General features: G+C 64.7%; 18 protein-coding genes. 12 read left to right on the top strand and 6 right to left on the bottom strand.

What is annotated here, in order from left to right; all coding sequences use genetic code 11:
* Window positions 1-114: 114 nt before the first annotated feature.
* Together SB764_RS08550 and ligD are read left to right on the top strand one after the other, a co-directional pair.
* On the top strand, window positions 115-978 hold the full coding sequence (locus SB764_RS08550) for a Ku protein (RefSeq protein WP_065060563.1): 864 nt from the start codon (window positions 115-117) through the stop codon (window positions 976-978).
* Between the two features lie 44 nt (window positions 979-1,022).
* Window positions 1,023-3,665: a DNA ligase D gene (ligD, locus tag SB764_RS08545; protein ID WP_410863226.1), complete on the top strand. Its 2,643-nt coding sequence runs from the start codon at window positions 1,023-1,025 to the stop codon at window positions 3,663-3,665.
* 31 nt (window positions 3,666-3,696) lie between these two features.
* On the opposite strand, the gene SB764_RS08540 is transcribed toward ligD, so the two are convergent.
* Window positions 3,697-4,173: a surface-adhesin E family protein gene (locus SB764_RS08540; RefSeq protein ID WP_183716788.1), complete on the bottom strand. Its 477-nt coding sequence runs from the start codon at window positions 4,171-4,173 to the stop codon at window positions 3,697-3,699.
* A gap of 203 nt (window positions 4,174-4,376) precedes the next feature.
* On the opposite strand from SB764_RS08540, the gene SB764_RS08535 reads away from it, so the two are divergent.
* Window positions 4,377-5,531: an aminotransferase class V-fold PLP-dependent enzyme gene (locus SB764_RS08535; protein ID WP_110328647.1), complete on the top strand. Its 1,155-nt coding sequence runs from the start codon at window positions 4,377-4,379 to the stop codon at window positions 5,529-5,531.
* 56 nt (window positions 5,532-5,587) lie between these two features.
* Here the strand turns inward: SB764_RS08535 and tkt are convergent, their stop codons facing one another.
* Window positions 5,588-7,633 (bottom strand): transketolase, encoded by a 2,046-nt coding sequence (gene tkt / locus SB764_RS08530; RefSeq protein ID WP_410863224.1) that lies wholly within the window; start codon window positions 7,631-7,633, stop codon window positions 5,588-5,590.
* 192 nt (window positions 7,634-7,825) lie between these two features.
* On the opposite strand from tkt, the gene SB764_RS08525 reads away from it, so the two are divergent.
* Window positions 7,826-8,128, top strand: coding sequence for a hypothetical protein (locus SB764_RS08525; protein WP_410863222.1), 303 nt, complete (start codon window positions 7,826-7,828; stop codon window positions 8,126-8,128).
* 51 nt (window positions 8,129-8,179) lie between these two features.
* Here SB764_RS08525 and SB764_RS08520 read toward each other — a convergent pair whose 3' ends face one another.
* Window positions 8,180-9,076 (bottom strand): LysR family transcriptional regulator, encoded by an 897-nt coding sequence (locus SB764_RS08520; protein WP_321902556.1) that lies wholly within the window; start codon window positions 9,074-9,076, stop codon window positions 8,180-8,182.
* Between the two features lie 246 nt (window positions 9,077-9,322).
* On the opposite strand from SB764_RS08520, the gene SB764_RS08515 reads away from it, so the two are divergent.
* The 7 genes from SB764_RS08515 (at window position 9,323) to SB764_RS08485 (ending at window position 18,674) form a co-directional block, all read left to right on the top strand.
* A complete protein-coding gene (locus tag SB764_RS08515; RefSeq protein ID WP_410863220.1) occupies window positions 9,323-11,644 on the top strand; it encodes a TonB-dependent siderophore receptor in 2,322 nt (773 codons plus the stop codon).
* 40 nt (window positions 11,645-11,684) lie between these two features.
* A complete protein-coding gene (locus SB764_RS08510) occupies window positions 11,685-12,629 on the top strand; it encodes an ABC transporter substrate-binding protein (RefSeq protein ID WP_410863218.1) in 945 nt (314 codons plus the stop codon).
* Window positions 12,630-12,680: 51 nt separating this feature from the next.
* A complete protein-coding gene (gene pnuC / locus SB764_RS08505; RefSeq protein WP_410863216.1) occupies window positions 12,681-13,307 on the top strand; it encodes a nicotinamide riboside transporter PnuC in 627 nt (208 codons plus the stop codon).
* A gap of 30 nt (window positions 13,308-13,337) precedes the next feature.
* Window positions 13,338-14,561 carry a phosphotransferase enzyme family protein gene (locus tag SB764_RS08500; RefSeq protein ID WP_410863214.1) on the top strand — a complete coding sequence of 408 codons (1,224 nt, stop codon included), beginning with the start codon at window positions 13,338-13,340 and terminating at the stop codon, window positions 14,559-14,561.
* On the top strand, window positions 14,558-15,448 hold the full coding sequence (locus SB764_RS08495; protein WP_410863212.1) for a sulfurtransferase: 891 nt from the start codon (window positions 14,558-14,560) through the stop codon (window positions 15,446-15,448). Before SB764_RS08500 ends, SB764_RS08495 begins: the two co-directional genes overlap by 4 nt.
* Window positions 15,449-15,783: 335 nt before the next feature.
* Window positions 15,784-16,914, top strand: coding sequence for an extracellular solute-binding protein (locus SB764_RS08490; protein WP_410863210.1), 1,131 nt, complete (start codon window positions 15,784-15,786; stop codon window positions 16,912-16,914).
* Window positions 16,911-18,674: a sensor domain-containing diguanylate cyclase gene (locus SB764_RS08485; RefSeq protein WP_183716792.1), complete on the top strand. Its 1,764-nt coding sequence runs from the start codon at window positions 16,911-16,913 to the stop codon at window positions 18,672-18,674. The genes SB764_RS08490 and SB764_RS08485 overlap by 4 nt, the downstream gene beginning before the upstream one ends.
* Before the next feature lie 306 nt (window positions 18,675-18,980).
* Here the strand turns inward: SB764_RS08485 and SB764_RS08480 are convergent, their stop codons facing one another.
* Together SB764_RS08480 and SB764_RS08475 are read right to left on the bottom strand one after the other, a co-directional pair.
* The gene (locus tag SB764_RS08480) at window positions 18,981-19,925 is read right to left on the bottom strand and encodes a class I SAM-dependent methyltransferase (protein ID WP_065060574.1); all 945 of its coding nucleotides are present in this window, start codon (window positions 19,923-19,925) and stop codon (window positions 18,981-18,983) included.
* Between the two features lie 162 nt (window positions 19,926-20,087).
* Window positions 20,088-20,741, bottom strand: coding sequence for an ASCH domain-containing protein (locus tag SB764_RS08475; protein ID WP_410863207.1), 654 nt, complete (start codon window positions 20,739-20,741; stop codon window positions 20,088-20,090).
* A gap of 237 nt (window positions 20,742-20,978) precedes the next feature.
* Here SB764_RS08475 and SB764_RS08470 point away from each other — a divergent pair, with 237 nt between their 5' ends.
* Window positions 20,979-22,106 (top strand): branched-chain amino acid aminotransferase, encoded by a 1,128-nt coding sequence (locus tag SB764_RS08470; RefSeq protein WP_065060576.1) that lies wholly within the window; start codon window positions 20,979-20,981, stop codon window positions 22,104-22,106.
* 91 nt (window positions 22,107-22,197) lie between these two features.
* Here the strand turns inward: SB764_RS08470 and SB764_RS08465 are convergent, their stop codons facing one another.
* Window positions 22,198-22,974, bottom strand: coding sequence for an SDR family NAD(P)-dependent oxidoreductase (locus SB764_RS08465; RefSeq protein ID WP_065060577.1), 777 nt, complete (start codon window positions 22,972-22,974; stop codon window positions 22,198-22,200).
* Window positions 22,975-23,058: the final 84 nt, after the last annotated feature.

Below are 23,058 nucleotides of genomic sequence, written 5' to 3'. Positions count from 1 at the left end.
TCGAGACGTTTCGAGACATGTGCTCGGACGACTTGAAGCGCACAGCGGGCATCGTGTTTGCTCAATGCAGATTCCCCATGCTCCCCATGCCCGACGAGGCGACAGGAGGCCATCATGCCGCGCGCAATCTGGAAAGGCGCTATCAGTTTCGGACTGGTTTACGTGCCCGTCGAACTGTATCCGGCCACGCAAAGCGAACGCACCGGTTTCAGTCTGCTCGACCGCCGCAGTTTCGATCCGGTCGGTCATCAGAACATCAATAAACGCACGGGCAAGCCCATCGCACGCGACGACATCGTGCGCGGTTACGAATACGAAAAGGGCGCATACGTGGTGATTTCCGATGAGGAAATCGAAGCGGCCAGTCCCGAAGCGACGCAGACCGTGGATATTCTCGCGTTCGTCGAAGCCGCCCAGGTTTCGTTCCTGTACCTGGACACGCCGTATTGGCTCGCGCCCGACAAGCGCGCGGGCAAGACCTATGCGCTGCTGCGCGATGCGCTGGCGGCGAGCGGCAAGATCGGCATTGCGAACGTGGTGATGCACAGCCGTCAGCATCTGGCGGCGCTGGTCGCCACCGGTCCGGCGCTGGCGTTGCAGACCTTGCGCTGGTCGACCGAAGTGCGCGAGGACGAAGCGATTCCCGCGCTGCCGAAATCCGCGAAGGAAGCGGGCGTCAGCGCGCACGAGATGCAGATGGCGCGCAAGCTCATCGACGACATGACGACCGAGTGGCAGCCGGAGTCGTATCACGACACCTATCGCGATGAAATTCTCGCGCTCGTCGAGCGCAAGGTGCGTGAGGGCAAGGCGCACGAAGTGGAGCAGGTGCATGCGCCCGCGCACGAGCGTCGCAGCGCCGACATCGTCGATCTTTCCGATCTGCTCAAACGCAGTCTCGGCAAACGCAACGGCGCGGCGAGCAACGATTCGCCGCCGCGCAAGAGCACGCCCCGGCGCGGTAAGCGCGCGGCGTGACGATGGTGCGACGAATGCTGCGCCAATGAAACGGGACGGTCGCGATGAAGCGCAATCTATCGGGCAATCTGCGGGCTTACGAAGCAAAACGACGCTTCAATGAAACGCCTGAGCCCGCGCCGACACGCGGGCGTGCGCGTCGCAACGGCAGCGCGTCGTTCGTGATTCAGCGCCACGACGCGCGGCGGCTGCACTACGATTTCCGGCTCGAACTCGACGGCGCACTCAAGTCGTGGGCGGTGCCGAAAGGCCCGAGTCTCGATCCGTCGGTGAAGCGGCTCGCCGTGCATGTCGAAGATCATCCGCTCGAATATGGCGCGTTCGAAGGCACGATTCCGGCAGGTCATTATGGCGCCGGCACCGTCGAGATCTGGGATCACGGCAGTTGGCAACCCGAAGGCGGCATGCGCGCCGCGCGCGAGGGATACGCGCGTGGCCATCTGAAATTCACGCTCAATGGCGACAAGCTGCACGGCGGCTGGGCGCTGGTGCGTAGCCCGATGGGCGACAGCAAGCAGGAGCGCTGGCTCCTCATCAAGCAACGCGACGATGCGGTGAGCGAGGACGCTTTCAAGGTCACGGACGGGCGCGGCGAGAGAAACGGCCATGCGAACCAGCGTGAAAAGACTCCGGCAAAAACGAAAGCGCGCGATGCGGTGAAAATGAAAAACACGTTGGCCGATTCGGGCGCCGCGAAAAAACGGGCTTCGAAAGCCGCTGAAAAACCGTTGGATCAAACCGCGCTCAGCAAGCTGCCCGGCGCGGTTCGCGCGGCAATACCGCACACGCTCGCGCCTCAACTCGCCACGCCCGCCGACACATCGCCGAAAGGCGAAGATTGGCTCTACGAGCTGAAATTCGATGGTTATCGCGTGCTCGCCCGCGTCGACCGGCGTGAGAAAGGCGGGCGCGCTGTACGCATTTTCACGCGTAGCGGTCTCGACTGGAGCGCGAAGTTTCCGCGTCAGATGGAAGCGCTTGCCGCGCTCGATATCGATTCCGCGTGGCTCGACGGCGAAGCCGTCGTCCTCGACGATCAAGGCGTACCGGATTTTCAGGCGCTGCAAAACGCCTTCGAAGAAGGGCATGAGGACGCCATCGTTTTCTGGCTGTTCGATCTGCCCTGGCTCGACGGTTTCGATTTGCGCAAGGTGCCGCTAGAAACGCGCCGCGCGCAGCTTGCCGCCTTGCTCGAACGCGGCGATCAGGATGTGCTGCGTTTTTCCGCTGCATTCGACGGCGATCCCGACGACTTACTGCAAGCCGCGTGCGCTGCAAATCTCGAAGGGCTCGTCGCGAAGCGACGCGAAAGCGCCTATACGTCCACGCGCAGCGCGTCGTGGCTCAAGCTGCGTTGTGCGCGTCGGCAGGAGTTTGTGATTGGCGGCTACACGGAACCGGCGGGCAGCCGCACGGGCTTCGGCGCCTTGATTATCGGCGTGTATGACGAAGCGGGCGAGTTGCACTATGCGGGTCGCGTCGGCACCGGTTTCGATACGGCCTTGCTGGAAAAACTCGCGCGCGAGTTGAAAACGCGGACGCGCAAGACCACGCCGTTTGCCGAGGTGCCCGCGGCCGAGCGGCGCACGCATGTGCATTGGGTGAAACCGGAACTCGTGGCCGAAGTGCGTTTCAAGACCTGGACGAGCGCGGGCGTGGTGCGTCAGGCGTCGTTCGTCGGTCTGCGTCGCGACAAGGCGGCGGCATCGATCGTTCGGGAGCCGCAGTCCCAGCCTGTGAAAGTGAAGGCGCGTGCATCGTCGCCTGCACACGCCATCGACAAGGAAGACAACGTGGAAGACGAAGTTTCAGGCGTGCGCATCACGCATCCCGAGCGCGTGATCGACGAACGCAGCGGCACGCGCAAGATCGACCTAGTGCGGTATTTTGCGTGGATCGCGCCGCATTTGCTGCCGGGTTTGCGCAATCGCCCGGTCGCGCTGGTGCGTGCGCCGAAGGGCGTCGACGGCGAACTGTTTTTCCAGAAGCACGCGAACAAGTTGCAGATTCCGCATGCGACGCAGCATGCCGATCTCGATCCCGGACACGCGCCGCTGCTCACGCTCGACAGTCTCGAGGCGCTGATCGGCGCCGCGCAAATGGACACGATCGAGCTGCATACGTGGAACGCGCTCGCGAGCCATATCGAAAAGCCCGACCGTCTGATTTTCGACCTCGATCCCGATCCGTCGCTCGACTGGGCGCGCATGCGCGAAGCGGCGCAACTCACGCGCGAATTGCTCGAGGCGCTCGGTCTGCGTGCGTGGTGCAAGACGAGCGGCGGCAAGGGGCTGCACGTTGTGGTGCCGATCACGCGCCACAGCAGCTGGGACGAAGCGAAGGACTTCGCGCAGGCCGTGGCGAGGCATATGGCCGCGACCTTACCCGATCGCTTCAGCGCGAAGATGGGGCCGCAGAATCGCAAGGGCCGTATTTTCGTGGACTATCTGCGCAACGGGCGCGGCGCGACCGCGATCGAGGCTTACGCGCCGCGCGCGCGTCCCGGCTTGGGCGTCTCGACGCCGATCGCCTGGGACGAGCTGCCGCGCGTGACGAGCGGCGATCAGTGGAACGTTTCGAACCTGCGTGAGCGCCTCGACGCGCTGCGCACCGATCCGTGGCACGAATACGCCGATGCGAAGCAGCGCATCACGGCGGCCATGTGGACGTTGCTCAAGGGCGAATGACGCCCTTGTCGGCGATGCATTTCATGTGCGCTCAATGCGCACACACGGCGGTGAGTGCGTTGTCCCACTCGGTGTCGGGATCGACGTCGAAGAACTTGCCTGCGCCGACCGTGGGCATCATGTCCACGCGATCGATCAACTGGCCTTGCGCGTCGTAGCTCAGGCGCGTCATCAGCGACGCCTGGTGTTTCGTGCAATTGAAGGCCACCCGTTGCTTGAGCAACGAGGCAGGCGCAACGCCATGCGCAACGGCCGTGGGCCGGTCGTAGCGGATCTGCACCCACGCGCGGCGAATCGCGCCTTCGCGCACGATGGACGACGTATCCACCGATTCGGTCCACGTATTGGGCACCGAGCCGACCGGGGTCCAGGTTGCGGCGTGGGCCACGGGCGCGGCCACGGCCAGCATCAGGCCGGTCAAGCAGGTCAGGCAGGTCAGCAATGGTTGCGCGGAGCGGGGCAACAGGGCGCGCGTGGGACGACGTGAGGTGGACGCTTCGGTACTCATAGGGTCTCTGCGGATAAGTCGGCTTGCCGGGCGGCGACGAGCGATCGCCATTGTAAGCGCCTGTGGCAGAGGCAAGCGGTTTCGCTTGCCGCGCGCGGAAATCCGCACGCCGGATCTGCTGCGTCGCACCATCCCCACGCATCGCCGGCTTTCGCTAGAATCGATCTTCGTCACGGCATGATCGAAGCGAGCATGCTGCTCTCATGGTTCATCCTTTAACGGAGGCGAGCGTGCCTGGTTTACTTCCCAATGTCGACCGCGAAGGGCTTCTCGAGTACTCGGTGGTGTACACCGATCGCTCGCTCAATCACATGTCGCAGCGCTTTCAGGGCGTCATGCGCGATCTCTCCGCGAGCCTGAAAAAGGTCTATCACGCGAAGGCCGTCGCGATCGTCCCGGGTAGCGGAACGTTCGGCATGGAAGCCGTTGCGAGGCAGTTCGCCACGGACAAAAAATGTCTGGTGATCCGCAACGGCTGGTTCAGCTATCGCTGGACGCAGATCTTCGACATGGGGCGCATCCCGTCGGAGTCGGTGGTGTTGAAGGCGCGTCCGGTCGAGGCGGGCCACCAGGCCGCGTTTGCGCCGCCGCCCATCGACGAAGTGGTTGCCGCCATCAAGGAACACAAGCCCGATCTCGTTTTCGCGCCGCATGTGGAAACCGCGTCCGGCATGCTGTTGCCCGATGCGTATCTGCGCGCGGTGGCCGACGCCGTGCATGCCGAGGGCGGGATGTTCGTGCTCGACTGCATCGCGTCGGGAACGGTGTGGGTCGATATGGAGGCGAGCGGCGTCGACATCCTGATCAGCGCGCCGCAAAAGGGCTGGAGCGCGCCGCCGTGCTGCGCATTGGTCATGTTGAGCCCGCTCGCGCGCGAACGTATCGACTCGACCACCAGCACGAGTTTCGCGTGCGATCTGCGCAAATGGCTGCAGATCATGGAAGCCTACGAGGGCGGCGCTTTTGCATATCACGCCACGATGCCCACGGACAGCCTCGCGATACTGCGCGACGTGATGAAGGAAACCGAGAGCTACGGCTTTGCGAAAGTGCAGGCCGAGCAACTCGAACTCGGCGCGCGCATTCGCGCATTGCTCGCGGAGCACGGTTTCCGGAGCGTGGCCGCCGAAGGTTTCGAAGCGCCGGGCGTGGTGGTTTGCTATACCGATGACGACGGCATACGCTCAGGCAAGAAGTTCGCCGACGCGGGTTTGCAGATCGCCGCCGGCGTGCCGCTGCAATGCGACGAACCGGCCGATTTCAAAACCTTCCGTATCGGTTTGTTCGGGCTCGACAAGCTGCACGACATCGAAGGCGCGGTCGCGCGTTTCGCGAAGGCGTTGAAGACGATCGACTGAGTTCGTGTTTCACACGATGTTTGAAGGGGCAGGCGTGCGCGCCTGCCCCTTTTACGTTACGACGACGCGAGTGACTCGCGCGCCGCTTTCACGACCGCATCGGTCGTAATGCCGAACTTGGCGTACACGTCCTGAATCTTGCCGGACTCGCCGAAGCTATGCATGCCGACGAAGCGCCCCTCGGGTCCGATATAGCGATCCCAGCCCAGCTCGACGGCGGCTTCCACCGCCACTCGCGCGGGCGATTCGCCCAGCACGGCGCGTCGATATTCGCGATCCTGTTCTTCGAATAGCAGACGGCAAGGCATCGACACCACGGCGGTCGGCACGCCTTCGCTTTGCAGAATCTCGCGCGCCGCCACGGCCAGTTGCAGCTCCGACCCGGTGCCGATCAACGTGAGCTTGCGCGGTCCGCCTTCGGCTTCGTGCAGCACATATGCACCGCGCGCCGAGCGGTTCTTGCCGCTCGCATCCTTGCGCAGCAGCGGCACCGGCTGGCGCGACAGCGCGATCAGCGCGGCGCGGCGCGGAGTGTCCAGAATCAGCTCCCAGCATTCCGCCGTTTCGACCGGATCGGCGGGGCGGTACACGGCCAGTTGCGGGATCGCGCGCAGCGCCGCGAGGTGTTCGACCGGCTGATGCGTCGGGCCGTCTTCGCCGAGACCGATCGAATCGTGCGTCATCACGAAGACCGAGCGGATGCGCATCATCGCGCTCAGGCGGATCGCCGGGCGGCAATAGTCCGAGAAGCACATGAACGTGCCGCCGTAGGGAATCAGGCCGCCATGCAGCGCGATGCCGTTCATGGCCGCGGCCATGCCGTGCTCGCGCACGCCGTAGTGAACGTACGAGCCCGCATATTGCCCGGGCTTGATCTCGACCTGATGCTTCGTTTTCGTGTTGTTCGACGGCGTGAGGTCGGCGGAACCGCCGAGCAGTTCGGGGATGGCGTCGAAGAGCTTGTCGAGCACGTCGCCGCTGGCCTTGCGCGTGGCGATCGCGTCGCCTTTTTCGACGAAGGCCTGGCGGGCCGCGGCGATGGCCGATTTCCAGTCCGGCGGCAAACGGTGTTCGTTGCGGCGCGTGAATTCGTCGCGCAACGCGGGCGGCGCCTGCTTGACGCGTTCATTCCACGCGAGCCGCGCCTCGCTTCCGCGCGCGCCGATTGCGCGCCACTCGCGCAACAGATCGTCGGGGATCTCGAACGGCGGCGACGGCCAGTCGAGAATCTTGCGCGCGCCCGCGATTTCTTCTTCGCCGGGCGCGTCGCTATGCGCTTTCTGCGTGCCCGCCTTGGTCGGAAAGCCGAAGCCGATGATCGTCCGGCACGCGATCAGCGTCGGGCGGTCTTGCGTCGCGCGCGCGGTGGTGATGGCGTCGCGGATCGCGTCGGTGTCATGGCCGTCGATCTCGAGCACCTGCCAGCCGGAGGCGTGGAAGCGCTCGATTTCGTTATCGGAAACCGCGAGACTCGTCGCGCCGTCGATCGAAATCGAGTTGTTGTCCCAGAAGGCGATCAGGCGTCCGAGCTTCAGATGGCCGGCGAGCGAGATCGCTTCCTGGCTCACGCCTTCCATCAGGCAGCCGTCGCCGAGAAAGACGTAGGTGTGGTGATCGACGAGTTCGTCGCCGAAACTGGCGTTCAGGATGCGCTCGGCCAGCGCCATGCCGACCGAATTCGCGATGCCCTGGCCGAGCGGCCCGGTCGTGGTTTCGATCCCGGCGGCGTGCGAATACTCGGGATGCCCGGCGGTCTTGCTGCCGACCTGACGAAAACGCTTCAATTCGTCGATCGTGATGTCCTTGTAGCCGGTCAGATAAAAGAGGCTGTAAAGCAGCATCGACGCGTGGCCGTTCGAGAGGATGAAGCGGTCGCGATCGAGCCAGTGCGGCTCGGCGGCGTCGAAGCGCAGGAAGTCGCGGAACAGCACGGTCGCGACATCGGCCAGACCCATCGGCGCGCCGGGGTGGCCGCTGTTCGCTTTCTGGACTGCATCCATCGACAGAAAGCGGATGCAGTTCGCCATCGCGCGCAGATGCGGGTCCCGGGGCGATGGAATGGCGTGCGCGGGCGCGCTGCCGCTGGCGGTCTGGTCGGTCATGGGAGGTCCTCTTTCGGATGGCGGATTGGCGAATGACGAATAGGCGGTCGCGCAAGTTGCGTGCCGGTGCGGCGGGTGTCGAGGGTGCTGAGCGGGGTAACAAGCACTGACGATACGCCGCTTCGGCGCACGGCGACGGGAACGTGTCATGCGGCGATGAGCTTACGTTTTGCCACAGGAGGGCAACGCATCATGGAACCGGATACCCAGTCGGATACCCCGTCGGCGCCCCACGAGGAAGCGGGCGCGCATTCGACGCGCGCGACGAATGCGCGCGATCAGCAACCCGCGAAACCCGACAATCCCGAGAAGCCCGCGCGCGGCGCGCCGGGCAGCTTCGATCAGCCCGAACCGAATCCCGACGTGATGCCGCGCGAAGGCGGCCCGCACCCCGAGCAGACGGCCGAAGTGCCGCTGGGATCGGGCGACGAAGGGCTGCCGTCCGGCGCGCGCGGCCACAACAGCCCGCCGGTCAGAAGGAACCCTGGCGCGTGAGACGGCACGACAGCGGCGATACCGGCAACCCCGGAAGCTCGGTCCGCCGCCTCAGCTTTCCTGTAAGATCCACGCCTTCGCATCGGCTTCCGGAAGCAGGGCCACGAAGTTCTCGACGATCGAATCGGCACCCGTGTCGCGCCATGTAAGACCGACGTCCCAGCGGGCGTCGGCATCTTCGATCGGCAGGCACACGACCTTGTCGCCGGGCGAATGCAAGGCCGACTCGTGCATGATCGACACGCCGAGCCCCGCGCCGACCAGCGAAAGGATCGTCAGCGACTCGTTCGCGTGCTGCACGGAGTGCGGCTCGAAGCGGCGCGACGCGCAGAATCGGACGATGTGGTCGTGCAGACCCGGCGCACGCGCGCGTTGCAGCATCAGGAACGGCAGCGTGCGCAGCGCCTCGACGTCGAAACCGGCGATGGTGTGCGCGAGCGTGCGCGGCACGACGAGCGCGAGCCGGTCGGAAAGAATGCGCCGGTGCGCGAGACCGGCCTGCACGGGCAGACGCACGAACCCCGCCTGAAGGCTGCCTTCGAGCAGCCGTTCCATCTGTTCCGCCGAAGACAGATCGTGCAGCGTGACGTCGACGTCGGGAAACCGCGCGCGAAAACGCGGCAACACGCGCGACACGGTGTCCACCGTCGAGAAGCTGTAGCCGATCGCGAGGCGGCCGACTTCGCCGCGCGCGGCGCGCTTGCCCTGCGAGAACACGCGTTCGGCCTGCTCGACCAGCGGCCGCGCTTCGCCGAGAAAGTAGCGGCCCAGTTCGGTGAGCGCCGTGCCGTGACGGTCGCGATGGAACAGCGGCGCACCTAGATCGTCTTCGAGCCGCTTGATCTGTTTGGTGAGCGCGGGCTGCGAGAGATTGAGCGTTTGCGAGGCGGTGCCGAAGTGCAGCGAGTTCGCGAGCGTGACGAAGGATTTGAGTAAATGGAAGTTCATATCCGCGAGTTATCACCGCCGGTTATCACCACAACGACAACAAGTCATTGGACCGCGCGGCGCGGCTATGTTCGAATGCCGTTTCGCGCAGTATAGCGGGCACATTTGAGTCGGAGTGCCATGCAATTCATATATTGCAAACGGTGATTTCGTTATTCCGCAAATCCCTATGCGAATACGGCTTTATGCGTGTCAACGCAATCGCGCCGTAATTCGTTCAAGGGCGGAACCATCAGCAGGAAATACATGAAACGATATTCGGGGAGATCACGCGCGGCATCCGTACCGCGCGTCGTGGCGCGGCGATTCGCGGGGCCTGTGCGTCTGGGCGTCGGCGTTGGTGTCGGTCTGAGCGTGAGTCTGATGGCGGCGAATGTGATCGCGGCCACCGCAGCGCTAGCCGATCAGACGGATCAGGCACAAGCGGCAACACCGACAACACCGGCTGATAAGGCCGCGCCGCCCGTGGCCGCATCGGCCAGTAACGCGGTGTTGCCGACCGTCACGGTCAACGGCGCGAGCGGCAACGCATGGCGCGCCCGCACGGCGTCGGTCGCGGGCTACGACAATGCGTCGCTGCAGAATACGCCCGCGTCGATCACGGTCGTCACGCGCGCGCAGCTTGACGATCAGCAGGCCAAACGTCTGAGCGACGTGGTGCGCAACGATGCTTCGGTGAACAAGGATTACGCGCCGGTCGGCTACTACGAGGGCTTTTCGATTCGCGGCTTCGCGCTCGATCCGGCGAGCGCCTATCGGCTCGACGGTCTCACGCTGTCCGGCGAGCAGCAGGTGGCGCTCGAAAACAAGGAGCGCGTCGAGATCCTCAAGGGTCTCGCAGGCATCGACAGCGGCGTGATTTCGCCGGGCGGCGTGGTCAACTACGTGAGCAAGCGCCCCGAGAATGTGGCGAGCGTGACGGCCGGCGTGGACAGCCGCGGCTCGACATCGGCGGCCGTGGATCTCGGGCGGCGCTTCGGTCCCGACGATCAGTTCGGCCTGCGCGTGAATGCCGCGAAAGAGAACATGCATTCGTACATCGACGGCACGAACGGACGGCGCACCTTCGGCTCGATCGCGGCGGACTGGAACATCGATCCGCGCGCGAGCCTGCAATTGAACGCGGAATTCCAGCAGTGGATTCAGCGTTCGGCGTCGGGCTATCAATTGCTGGGCGGCACGGTGGTGCCGTCGGCGGTGTCGTCGTCGAAACTGCTGGGCGCGCAGTCGTGGGCCAAACCCGTGACCACCGACGCGCTCAACATCAACGGCCGCTTCGACTACGCGTTCAACGACAACTGGCGCGCGTATGTGGCAGCCGGCCGCAGCCGCACGATGATCGACGATAACGTTGCGTTCGCGTATGGCTGTTATTACGTGTCGAGTTGCGGCGCGGGCGGCACGTCGCCGTACTTCTTCAGCTCGAACGGCGACTACGATGTCTACGACTATCGCAGCCCCGGCGAATATCGCCGCAACGACGAAATACGCGTGGCCGTCGACGGCAAATTCACGACCGGTCCGCTGCGCCACGACGTGCTGTTCGGCACGAGCGCGCTGCATCGCGTGGTGCATCTGTCCGATGCGGTCTACGACTACGTGGGCAGCGAAAACATCTATGGCGACGATGTCGACTTCGCGCCGTCGCCGAATTCGCCGAGCGTGTCGTATCCGCAACTCGACGCGTGGCAGTATTCGTTGTTCGCCACCGACCGCGTGAGTCTCGGCGAGCATTGGGAAGTACTGGCGGGCGGCCGCGCCGTGTTCCTGCGCCAGAAAGCGTGGACGAGCCAGGACGGCCCGGAGACCGGCACCGACAAATCGGCGTTGCTGCCGCAGATCGCGCTGGTCTACAAGCCGGTTGCGCCGCTCTCGCTCTATGCGTCGTACAGCAAGGATCTGTCGCTCGGCGATCAGGCGCCCGTGCGTGCGAGCAATGCTTATGAGTTCCTGCCGCCCGTCGAGTCGCATCAGTATGAAATCGGCGCAAAGTACGACTGGGCGAATCGCCTGAGTCTCACGGCGGCGGTGTTTTCGATCAGCAAGCCGTTCCAGTATGCCGAGCCCGATGCGTCCGAGGCCGGTTATACCTTCGTGCAGCGCGGCACGGAACGTCACGACGGTATCGAGCTGTCGGCGTCGGGACGCGTGACGGAGCGCGTGTCGGTGACAGCGAGCGTCGCGGCGATTCGCGCGCGCGCCTACGATTCGGGCACGCCCGCGTACGAAGGACATCAGGTCATCAACGTGCCGGCCTTGCGCGCGGCGCTCAACGCGGACTGGTCGGTGCCGGGCCTCGCGGGATTCGATCTGCTCGGCGGCATCGAATACAGTTCGAGCCGCAACGCCAACGAGGAAGGCACGGCGCGCGTGCCGGGCTGGATCGTGTTCAACGCGGGCGCGCGCTACACGACGAAGCTCGCGGGCCATCGCACGGTGGTGCGCCTGTGGGTCGACAATCTCTTCAACCGCTACTACTGGAGCGATGCGGGCGAGCAGCAGGGCGACGCGTATCTGTTCCTCGGCGCGCCGCGCACGGCGCGTCTGTCCGTGACTTACGACTTCTGATGACTTCCGTTCGCGTGGCCGTGGCCGCTGGAGAAATTGCATGACCCGAATGACCCTGATGCTCGAGTACTTCCATCCGTGGACGAATGCGGCGGGCTTCTATGTGGCGCGAGACGAAGGCTGGTTCGCCGAGGCGGGACTCGACGTCGAAATCGTCGTGCCCGACCCGGCGCGCGGCGACGCGCTCGCGCATCTCGCGCGCCACGACGTGGACTTTGGCGTGTTCCCGAGCAATCGCCTGTTCGTGCAGCGCGAGGCGGGCCATCCGCTCGTCGGCATCGCGGCGATCAACCATCGCGCGCTGGAGACGATCCAGACCGTCGCGGCCACCGGCATCGAACGGCCGCGCGATCTGGCGGGACGGCGTCTCGCGCTGAACCCGACGCCGCGCGGCATGGCGATGGTGCGCCATCTCGTGGCGCACGACGGCGGCGATCCGGACGCGATCACCATCGTCGATAGCGGCGTGCGCGAGCTGCCACCCGAAAGCTTTCTCGACGGCGAGGCCGATGCCTCTTTCGGCAGCTACTGGGCATGGGACACGCTGTTCGCCTCGCGCGTGCCGGACGACGAGCGGCGCATCTGGCCGGTCGATGAAATCGGCGCGCCCGCCTATCATAGCTATCTGCTCGGCGCGCACGAGGACACGCTGGAAACGCGCGGCGAACTCGTGCGCGGGTTTCTGGCGGCGGCGCGACGCGGCTATCTGGCGGTCGCGCAGGAGCCCGAGCGGGCGTTGCCGTCGCTGGAGCGCGTGATTCCGTATTTCCCGCGCGCGTTGCTCAAGCGCTCGCTGCCGCTGATCGCGCCCACGTGGACGCACGACGGCACGTGGGGCGTGCAGCGCGAGGCGCTCGTGCATCCTTACGCGCAATGGCTTGGCCGGCATGGCGTGCTGCGCGACGCCTCGCAGAGTCCGCACGCATTTACCAACGCCTTTCTGCCCGACGATACGCGGCAGTCAGGCACGTATAAGTCAGCATAAGCAAGCATCAGCACGTACGACTGCTATCCGGCAAGGAACCTTCTACACATCATGTCCGCACTCGAAATCATCGGCGTTATCGTCAGCGCGCTCGCCATCTGGCTCACGGCGCGCCGCAAGATGCTGTGCTGGCCGATCGGGCTGGCCTCGGTGGCGCTGTATGGCTGGATCTTCTTCGACGCGCGGCTCTATTCCGATGCGCTCCTGCAAGGCGCATTCGCCGTGCTGCAACTCTACGGCTGGCACCGCTGGCTCGCGCAACAGCGCGGCGGCGCGCAGCAGGCGAGCGACGATGCGCAGCCGGTCGTGCCGGTCGGCGGATTGACGCTCGCGCGTCTCGCGCCCGATCTGTTCGCGGCGGTGATCGGCAGCGTGCTGCTCGGCGCGGCGATGGCGCATTTCACCGATGCGGCGCTGCCTTGGGTCGATGCCTCGCTCACGGCGTTCAGTCTGGTCGCGCAATACTGGACCGCGCGGCGCTACATCGCGTCGTGGACCTTGTGGATCGTGGTCGATGTGATCTACGTGGGCGTGTTCATCTATAAGGGCTTGTATCTCACGTCGGGGCTGTACGCGCTGTTTCTGCTGCTGGCGGCGCTCGGCTGGCGCGACTGGTCGCGTGCGTTGCGTGCCGATGCCGAGCAGGCCGCGTATGCGGCGTCGGGCAGCCGGGTTTGATGCGGCCACGCCAACGAGATCATCGACATCATGAAGCACGAACAAGATAACGATAACGACCACGATATCGACCCCGCCGCGAAAGCCGACACGCACGACGCCGCCGCGCGCGCCGCGCCGCAATTCACAGTCGACGGAGAGAAGGCCGAGCGCGACTGGCCGCTCATCACGCGTGACGAAGTCGAGCGCCTGCTCGCCGGTTTTGCCGATCTCGCGCCGCTCGCGAAGATCGCGTGGCACAGCCCGCGGCCGTTTTCATCGGCGGTGCTCGCGCATACGCTCGATGGCCGCGCGTGGTTCGTGAAGCGTCATCACGCGCGTTTGCGCAGCGTTGCGGGCCTCGCGGAAGAACACGGCTTCATCGCGCATCTGCGCAGTCGCGGCGTGCCGGTCGCGGAGGTGCTCGCCGATCGCGCGGGGCGCACGGCCATCGCGCAGGACGGCTGGACCTGGGAGGTGCACGCGGCCGCGCCGGGACTCGACGCGTATCGCGGCGTGATGTCGTGGAAGCCGTTTTTTCACGCGAGCCACGCGTGGTCGGCGGGCCGCACGCTGGCGCGTCTGCATCTGGCCGCCGCCGATTACGACGCGCCTGCGCGCGCGTTTCAGCCGTTGCTGTCGAGCTTTCGCGTGCTGAGTTCGCCGACGCTCGAACCGACGCTCGACGCCTGGGTGCAGGCGCAGCCCGGCCTCGCGCGCTCGCTGGCGAAACACAACTGGCGCGCCGATATCGCCGAGGTCATCGCGCCCGCTCACGCGCGGCTCGTGCCGTGGCTGCCGGCGCTTCGCTCTCAGTGGACGCACGGCGACTGGCACGCGTCGAACCTGTTGTGGACCGATGCCGCGCCGGGCGCGCAGGTGCGCACGGTGCTCGACTTCGGTCTCGCGGATCGCACCTGTGCGGTCTACGATCTCGCGCTTGCCATCGAGCGCAATACGATCGACTGGCTCGCCGCGCCCGCAACGCGCACGGTGCAGTACGAGCAGATCGCCGCGCTGCTCGACGGCTACGCGTCGCTCGCGCCGTTGAGCGAGGCCGAACACGAAGCGCTGCTCGCGCTGCTGCCAATCGTGCACACCGAATTCGCGCTGCTCGAAGTCGAATATTTCGACGATATCCTCGGCGATGAAACGGGCGTGAACGCTGCGTACGATGGCTATCTGATCGGGCACGCGCGCTGGTTCGAGAGCGAGGACGGCATGCGTCTGCTTGCGTGGTTACGAAATCGGTATCGTCAGGATAACCAAGCATGAGTAATGAGCGGACATATGATGCACGACGCGCCGACGTGCTGGTCGAAGCGGCGGCGCTCGCTCGCGAGTTGGGCGAGCCGGATCTCGTGGTGCTCGACGCGCATGTGGAATTGCCGTCGCCGCGTTTCGACGGCGATTACCGCGTGGCGAGCGGTTACGACGGCTGGCTCGCGCAACGTGTGCCGGGCGCGCGTCATGCCGATCTGAGCGCCGTGTTGAGTGCGCCGCATGAAACGCTGTCGTTCATGCGGCCTGCGCCGTCCGCGCTCGCGCACGGCCTTGAAACGCTGGGCGTGAGCAACGGGTCGCGCGTGGTGATCTACGATCGCGCCGATGGATTCTGGGCCGCCAGGCTTTGGTGGATGCTGCGCTGGATCGGCATCGATGCGCGTGTGCTCGATGGCGGCTGGCGCGCCTGGCGGGCGGCGGATCTGCCGGTCGAAAGCGGGCCGGGAAGGGCGGTGGCGCGCGGGCATATCGAGGTGCGCGAGCGCGCAGGGATGTGGGCCGACCGCGCGGATGTCGAAGCGATCGTGGCGGGTGCGGTTCGCAGCACGCTGGTGTGCGCGTTGTCGGCTGAGGTGTTTTCGGGTGTTTCGGCGAGCCGCTATGCGCGGCGCGGGCATATTCCGGGCAGTGTGAATGTGCCCGCACGCGGGCTGTTCGATGAAAGCGGGCGGTACGCGGCGGTTCCCGCTTTGCACGCGGCGATGGGCGCGCTCGATCGCGCACAGCCGGTTTGCGTGTATTGCGGTGGCGGAATTTCAGCCGCCGTGGATGCACTCGCACTGACCTTGACGGGCCGCGACGATGTCTCGATCTACGATGGATCGTTGCAGGAATGGGCAGCGGACCCGGCGCTTGCGATGGTGGCGATAGCGAGGTGAAGTCGAATCGATGAGCGGCGCGCGGTGTAGTCATCGCCAATTCAATGACTTCTTCATTACGCCGCCATTCCATCCACGAAACAGCAATCCGCACTACACGAATCGCCCATTTAAAACGACCGTTTTTCTCCAGTGTGGATAAAAACCCGAAACGCATATTCTCATTTTCTTTCTTCGATAGAATATGCGTCGGGAATCCGGCACGTGTGATATTCGATATCGTCGATATCGGCTTCCCGCTTTGAATCGGGGGCGAGCGAAGCCATGTCTTCGTTCTGTCAAAAAGGGGACCGTGCGACGCGGAACCTTAAAACGGCATCGAATAAGTTGGCGACATGTGGCGACGCTTCACTACCGTCGTTGGCAGGGTCATTCCGGGTGCGGGCAGTCGTTGCCGCAAGAGTGGATGGGTGACGCCCGTCACCGTTGTCATTCTCGGCTTGAGCTTTCTCTGGACCGGCACCCTTGCGGACTCCAACACGCCGCGCCAGTCGGTGTTGCGCGTGCTCGCGTGGCCCGGCTATGCCGACGACGACTGGGTCCAGGCGTTCGAAAAGCGCTTTCACGCCAAGGTCGAAGTCACCATCGTCGATTCCGATGAAGCGCTGTGGGCGCAGATGCATAGCGCCGTGCCGCCGCCCTTCGACGTGCTCGCGGCCAATACCGCCGAGATCGCGCGCTACGCGCAGGCGGGCATGCTGAGCCCGCTCGACCTGACGAAAATTCCCAACCGCCGCTGGCAGCAGCCGTTTTTTCAGCGCCTCTCCGACATTCGCGGACTCGTGAATGCCGGTCACGCATACGCCATTCCGTTCACCTGGTCGTCGATGGGACTCATCTACGACCGCAAGCAGTTTGCGGTCGCGCCGAGTTCGATGCGGGTGATGTGGGATCCGCGCTATCGCGGCAAGGTGCTCGATTTCAATAGCGCGCAGCACAACTTCTCGTTCGCGGCGCTCGCGCTGGGCTATCCCGATCCGTTTCATCTGACGCCCGGGCAGATGCGCGATGTCGCGCGCGAGCTCGTGAATTTGCGGCGCAATCTTCTGACCTATTACACACTGCCCGAAGAGGCCACGGCGCTGTTCGTGCAGCATCACGCGGCGCTGATGTTCGGCAATTACGGTACGCAGCAGGTCGAGCAGTTGCGCAAGGCGGGCGTCGACGTGGGCTACGTGATGCCCGACGAAGGCGCGCTCGCCTGGCTCGATTGCTGGGCGATCACGCGCAACGCCAGCAATCTGGACCTCGCGCACCAATGGCTCGACTATATGCAGGAGCCGGAGATCGGCAAGCAGTTGACGCAGCGCGAAGGGCTTGCGAACACGATGATGCCGGTGCCCGGCGGCGCGTCCGATGCAGGGCCGAAGCTCGTCTGGCTGCAACTCGTCGAGAACATCGGCCAGCGCGAGGCGCTCTGGCAGCGCATCGAATCGGGTGATCGCTTGAGGACCTTCCCGCAATGATCAAGCTCGGGTTGACGGCGAGGCTCTCGATCCTGCTGGTGTGCATCGGCGTGCTGGCGTCGGGCGCGACCGGCTATTCGACGTATCAGGCCAATCGCCGGCTGCTCATGCGCGAAGCGGAGCGCAGCCTGCTGACCTCGACGCAGCTCCTCGGCCAGCGTTTCACCGCCGCGCTCGGCGACGTCGCCGCCGACGCGCTCGTGCTCGCAACGCTGCCGTCGTCGGTGCAGGTTGCGCTCGGCGAAGCGTCCGGGCTCGGCAGCACGCGGCTCAAGCAGGTTTTCGTCGGCTTCATGCTGCAACATCCCGAGTATCGGCAGATCCGTCTGATTTCGCGTTCGAATTTCGGCCTCGAACGCGTGCGCGTTGCGCGCGGCGAGCACGGCATCACGGTCGTGCCCGACGACGAACTGCAGGAGAAAGGCCAGTTTCCCTATGTGTTCGATACGCTGACCGCGAATGCGGGGCACGTCTATCTTTCGCAGATCGGACTCGAGGGCGGCGGGGCGTCCGACCCGGATCAGCCGGTGGTGCGCATCGGCACGCCCGTCGCGGACACGAGCGGCAGCAACATCGGCGTGCTCGTGATCGACGTGGATCTGACGCGCGTGTTCGAGCGGATCGAACGCGATTTGCCGTCCGATTACGCGGTGTACATGGCGAACGAGTGGGGCGATTTTCTCGTGCATCCGGACCCGTCGCAGACCTTCGGTTTCGCGCGCGGGCGCCGTGTGCTGATGCAGAAAACTTTCCCGCTCACCGCGGCGCTCTTCGACGGCAACCAGTCGAACGTGACCTTTAACGGTTTCGCGCACGCGCATGAACCGCCCGCCGAGGTCTTCGCGTTCGCGCGCCTGCCATATGGCGTCGTGGACGACCGGCACTTCGTCACGCTCGGGCTCGCGCGGCCGCTCAGCGACGTGCTCGAACCCGCCAACGCGCTGGGTGCGCAGATCGTGTGGCTCGCGCTGATATCGAGCGTCATCGCGATCGTGCTGGCGATCCTGTTCGCGCGTGCGCTGGTGCGTCCGCTGCGCACGCTGGCCCATGCGGTGACGCACATCTTCGACGACGCGGCGATTCAACGTCTGCCGGTTGCGCGTTCGGATGAAATTGGCGTGCTCGCGCGCTGTTTCGAGCGCATGCGCAGCGAGATCCGCTCGCAGGTGCACGCACTGCACGCGCGTCAGGAAGAGTTGACGCATCTCGCGGGGCACGACGCGCTGACCGGTTTGCCGAACCGCATGCGTTTCATGGATCAGCTCGAATTCGCGATCGGTCGCGCTGCGCTGGGCGGCGAAAAACTGGCGGTGTTGTTCGTCGACCTGAACGGCTTCAAGCAGATCAACGATCACTTCGGTCATTCCGCCGGCGACGCCGCGCTCGTGGTGGTGGCGCAGCGTCTGCGCGCGGCGCTGCGAGAGACGGATATCGTCGCGCGTTTCGGTGGCGACGAGTTCGTGATCCTCGCGGGCGACGTGCATTCGCCCGATGCGATCGACTCGACGGCGGCGCGCATTCAGGCCGCAATGCGCCAGGCCGTGCCCGTTGGCTCGCATTCGGTCGATGTGGGCGTGAGCATTGGCGTGAGCGAGTTTCCCGCCGATGGCGACCATGCCGGAGAATTGCTGGCGAAGGCCGATACCGCGATGTATATCGCCAAGACGTCGCCGGGTGCCGATTACGTTCGCTATCGGGAACGCATGAGTGCGTCCAGCGACACGCCCGATCAACAACGTGTGATTCGCGACGGCGAATAAGACAACCGTTCGTTCGAATTATTCGTATCGATTGAATCGACCGCGCTTCGTCTGATGTTTATTCACGCGAGTTACAAAACAAATTTGGGGAGTCATGGATTTTTTGGAGCGTCGCGATTACACTGCGTGTCTGATTTGTACCGAACAGTTAATTCGGTTCACTGATTTCCCCGCCGTGTTTGCTTCCCCGGCAAGATCGGCTTGTGCCAGCGACTGCTGGCACTTTTTATTTCGTCCGCCCGGCGCTCGCCGTATGGGGACATTGGCATGTCGAATGCGCGGGCGTCTTGCCCGCGCACCTCGCCGTTATTTACCCGCCGAGACTAAATACGTGAGCGTTGCGCCGCTGTCCCAGTAGCATTGGGCATCGATCAACGCGCGCAATTCGCTTTGGCTTTCGGCGCGTTTTGCGTGGATGCCGGCCACGAACGCCTGTGCTTCGACGTCATGCAACGCCGCGACCCAGCCATCGACCTGACTCTCCCACAATGCCGCGCGAGCGTCGTCATGCGCCGCATTCAATTCAGCCAGATTCACGCGCGTTTCGTGATCGTCGTAAGGCGGCAGGATTGGCGCGGCTTTATCCGAGAGCCAGGTTTGAATGCCGGTGAATCCGGCGAGCTGAAACACACGCGGCAAGCGATCGCCGAGCGATAACACGCCTTCTCCGGCCGCGCGCTTGCCGCGCTCGCACAGCAGCGCATAACGAAACGCATCACAAAGCTCGTCGATCGACAGGTCGGTGGTTGTCGCGTTCGCGAGGGCGGCCTGCACCAGATTGCAGGGTTCGGCGCAGATCACGATGCCGCCGGGCCGCACGACGCGGCGCATTTCGCGCAAGGCGGCGAGCGGGTCGGCAAGGTGGATCAGTACGGTCTGGCAGGTCACGACGTCGAAGCTGTCGTCGGCGAACGGTAACGCCTGGGCGTCGCCTTGCCGAAACGCGACGCTCGCGCCGAAAGCCGCGAATGCCGATGCAATCGCAGCGTCGCCCGCAGCCCATTTGACATCGCGATCGAGCGCGCTCACGTGCACGCCTCGCGCCATGCGCGGCGCGAGCAAGCGACTCCAGTGACATTGTCCGCAGCCGATATCGAGCAGACTGTGGCGATCCGCGAGTCGCCAGCGTTGGGCCATCAGGTCGAGAAAATCGGCGTTCCACCAGTAGTCGCGATAAGCGCCGAACCATTCTTCGGAATGGGCGAGTTGCGGCGAGGGCGCGAGCGCGCCCGTGTCCGGATTGAATTCCATGGATCAATTCCCTGTTCGTGCAAAACCGGCCGCACCCGTGAGGGTTGCGGCGACATGAGGTAGTGCGGGACGAGCAGGGATTTACATGGGATCGGGGCGGGTTAGCGATCGTTAGTGGGAATAGGGATTGGTCGAGATTAGCCGAGATTAGCCGCTAACAATTCATTGCGTGGGCGTCAGCGCCCGAAGCACTTCAAAGCGCTCGCATACGACCGGCATGGTCTTTTCCGCCACACGGCCGATTCGCCTGCATTCTTCGCTGAAGAAGCGCCAATGTTCGTTTCGCCAGTACGCGAGCGAAAGATCGCCTTCTCCTTCGCCGGCCGCGAAATCCGCGGCCACGCAATCGAACGGCGTGATGTCGACTTGCGTGGTCCGGCGGATCAAGGCGGGCGCGCCCTGCCAGTCGAGAACGATTTTGACGTCGCCCGTCCTGGGTGGCGTCTCGTTGTCGAAGTGCCACGACCAGAGCAGGCTGGACGTTGCGCGCTTCGCGCCGGCAACGATCAGATCGATCAGCGAATTCGAAAGCGCTGCGGAGTCGCCGAAGCCACCGAGGCGAATATCGCCGTCCGGCAACTGAATGCCGCGTGCATTCAACTCAGCGATGATTTTCCTTACATTTTCCTTCACGCAATGCTCCTGGCGAGAGCGCATCGTATCCCGACAAATTAAGCGTGGGTGATCTGGAAAGGCCCGGGTGTCGACTTCTTGCCGAGGCGATTTTCCTGGTAATCCTGAGTAATGGGCGGATCGGCGGAAATTGTTTGCGGAGCGGATTGCCGTCGCCCAAGGTTCCGCCCGGAAGCGCCGCAAGGCGCGAGCGCAGATCGGTCATTCTTCCGGCACAGATGGCGACTCATGGCGACTCGCAGCCGTCGCCAGCCGTCGCTCCACCGTCCACCCGCGCTTGACGAAAGCAGGCTGCGACGTCGAAACCGCCGTTACTGCACTGCACAAATAAGCGGGTTCGCTGGCGCGTCCGCGACGAAATTGCCATACTGGAGGGCCGCCGACCATTACGGGCGCATTTTTCCAGCTTTTTTACACGCCATGAACAAGACTGCCACTCCCCAGCCCGAGTTTACCCTCGAACGCCACCCGCAGCCGACGCCCGCCGCCGCCATCACCGCGTCGTTAGCTGACCCCGTATTCGGCAAGGTGTTTACGGACCACATGGTCACGATCCGCTGGAAGGAAGGCCTCGGCTGGCATGACGCCAAAGTTGGTCCCCGCCGCGCTTTTGAAATCGATCCGGCCTGCGCGGTGCTGCACTACGCCCAGGAAATCTTCGAAGGCATGAAGGCTTACCGTCGTGAAAACGGCGAGATTTCGCTGTTCCGCCCGCAGGAAAACGCCAAGCGCTTCCGCGCCTCGGCAAGCCGCATGTCGATGCCCGAACTGCCGGAAGCGTTGTTCGTCGGCGCGGTGGAAGCGCTCGTCGACATCGATCGCGCCTGGGTGCCGGGCGGCGAAGGCAGCAGCCTGTATCTGCGTCCGTTCATGTTCGCCATCGAGAACTATCTGGGCGTGCGCGCGGCTTCGGAGTTCCTCTTCTGCGTGATCGCGTGTCCGGTCGGCCCCTATTTCAAGTCGGGCAAGTCGGCCGTCACGGTGTGGGCGTCGGATCACTACACGCGCGCCGCGCCGGGCGGCACGGGCGCGGCCAAGTGCGGTGGCAACTACGCGGCCAGCCTGATCGCGCAAACGGAAGCCTCGTCGCACGGCTGCGACCAGGTGGTGTTCCTGGACGCCGCCTCGCATCGCTGGATCGAGGAACTCGGCGGTATGAACATCTTCTTCGTCATGGACGACAATTCGCTGCGCACGCCGCCGCTGTCGGGCACGATCCTGCCCGGCATCACGCGCGCGTCGATCATCGAACTGGCGCGCGCCGAGGGCTTCACGGTCAATGAAGCGCCGTATGCGTTCGACGAATGGCAAGCCGATGCGGCGTCGGGCCGTGTCAAGGAAACCTTCGCCTGCGGCACCGCGGCGGTCGTCACGGCGATCGGCGCCGTGCGTCACGCCGGCGGCGAGTTCAAGATCGGCGACGGCGGCGAGGGTGCGGTCACGCGCCAGCTGCGCACGCTGCTCACCGACATCCAGCGCGGCAAGGCGCCGGACACGCGCGGCTGGGTGCGCACGGTCGAAGCCCAGCCCGTGACCGCTGCGCAGTAAGAGCGCGCAGTAGGACCGCTGATTCAGGGCGGTCAAATAAAGCGGCGCTCCCGGAGCGCCGCTTTTGCGTTGACGCGCGGCAAACCGCGCGTCAGATATGCATCCCGCCCGCGACTTCGATCCGCTGGGCGTTCACCCAGCCGAAATCGTTCGACAGCAGCCCGGCGATCACCGGTCCGACGTCCTGCGGCAGTCCGGCCCGGCCGAGCGCCGTGTGATCGGCGACCGCCTTGTTGACTTCCGGATTGTCGCGGACCATGCCGCCGCTGAAATCGGTGGCGATCGCGCCGGGCGCGACCACGTTGACCGCGATGCGGCGCGGCCCCAGTTCGAGCGCCATATAGCGCGTGAGCGCTTCCACGGCCGCCTTCATCGGCCCGTAGACGGCGCGATTCGGAAACGCGAAGCGCGCCAGCCCGGACGAGATATTGACGATGCGCCCGCCGTCGTTCATCAGCGGCAGCAGCTTCTGCGTCAGCAGGAACACGCCCTTGAAATGGACGGCGAATTGCGCGTCGAGTTCGGCTTCCGTCGCGGAGGCAAGGCTCGCGGCGGACGACGTGCCCGCGTTGTTGACCAGATAGTCGAAGCGCTGCGCGCCCATCGCGCCGAGCGTGTCGCGCACCTGCGCGGCGAACGCCTCGAACCCGGCGGCAACACCGGTGTCCAGCCGAAGCGCCACGCCGGGCGCGCCGGCTTCCTTCGTCAGCGCGATCACGGCCTGCGCTTCCTGCTCGTTCGAGCGGTAGGTGAAGATCGAGCGAACGCCGCGCGCCGCGAGGCGCAACACGGTATCGCGGCCGATGCCGCGGCTGCCGCCGGTGACGATCGCGATCGGGCCGGAAAGGGGTTGAGTCGTCTGTGACATGGTTTTCCTCTCTCATTCAATCAGTGGGTACCGCGATTTTATGAACGCGAGAGGGGGCGCTTGAATGCCGAAACGCGCCTGATT

It is taken from the genome of Paraburkholderia sp. SIMBA_027 (assembly GCF_046535315.1).
GTDB classification, from domain to species: domain Bacteria; phylum Pseudomonadota; class Gammaproteobacteria; order Burkholderiales; family Burkholderiaceae; genus Paraburkholderia; species Paraburkholderia tropica.
The sequence above is the reverse complement of the archived record's forward strand: the minus strand, read 5'-3'. Positions and strand labels throughout refer to the sequence as shown.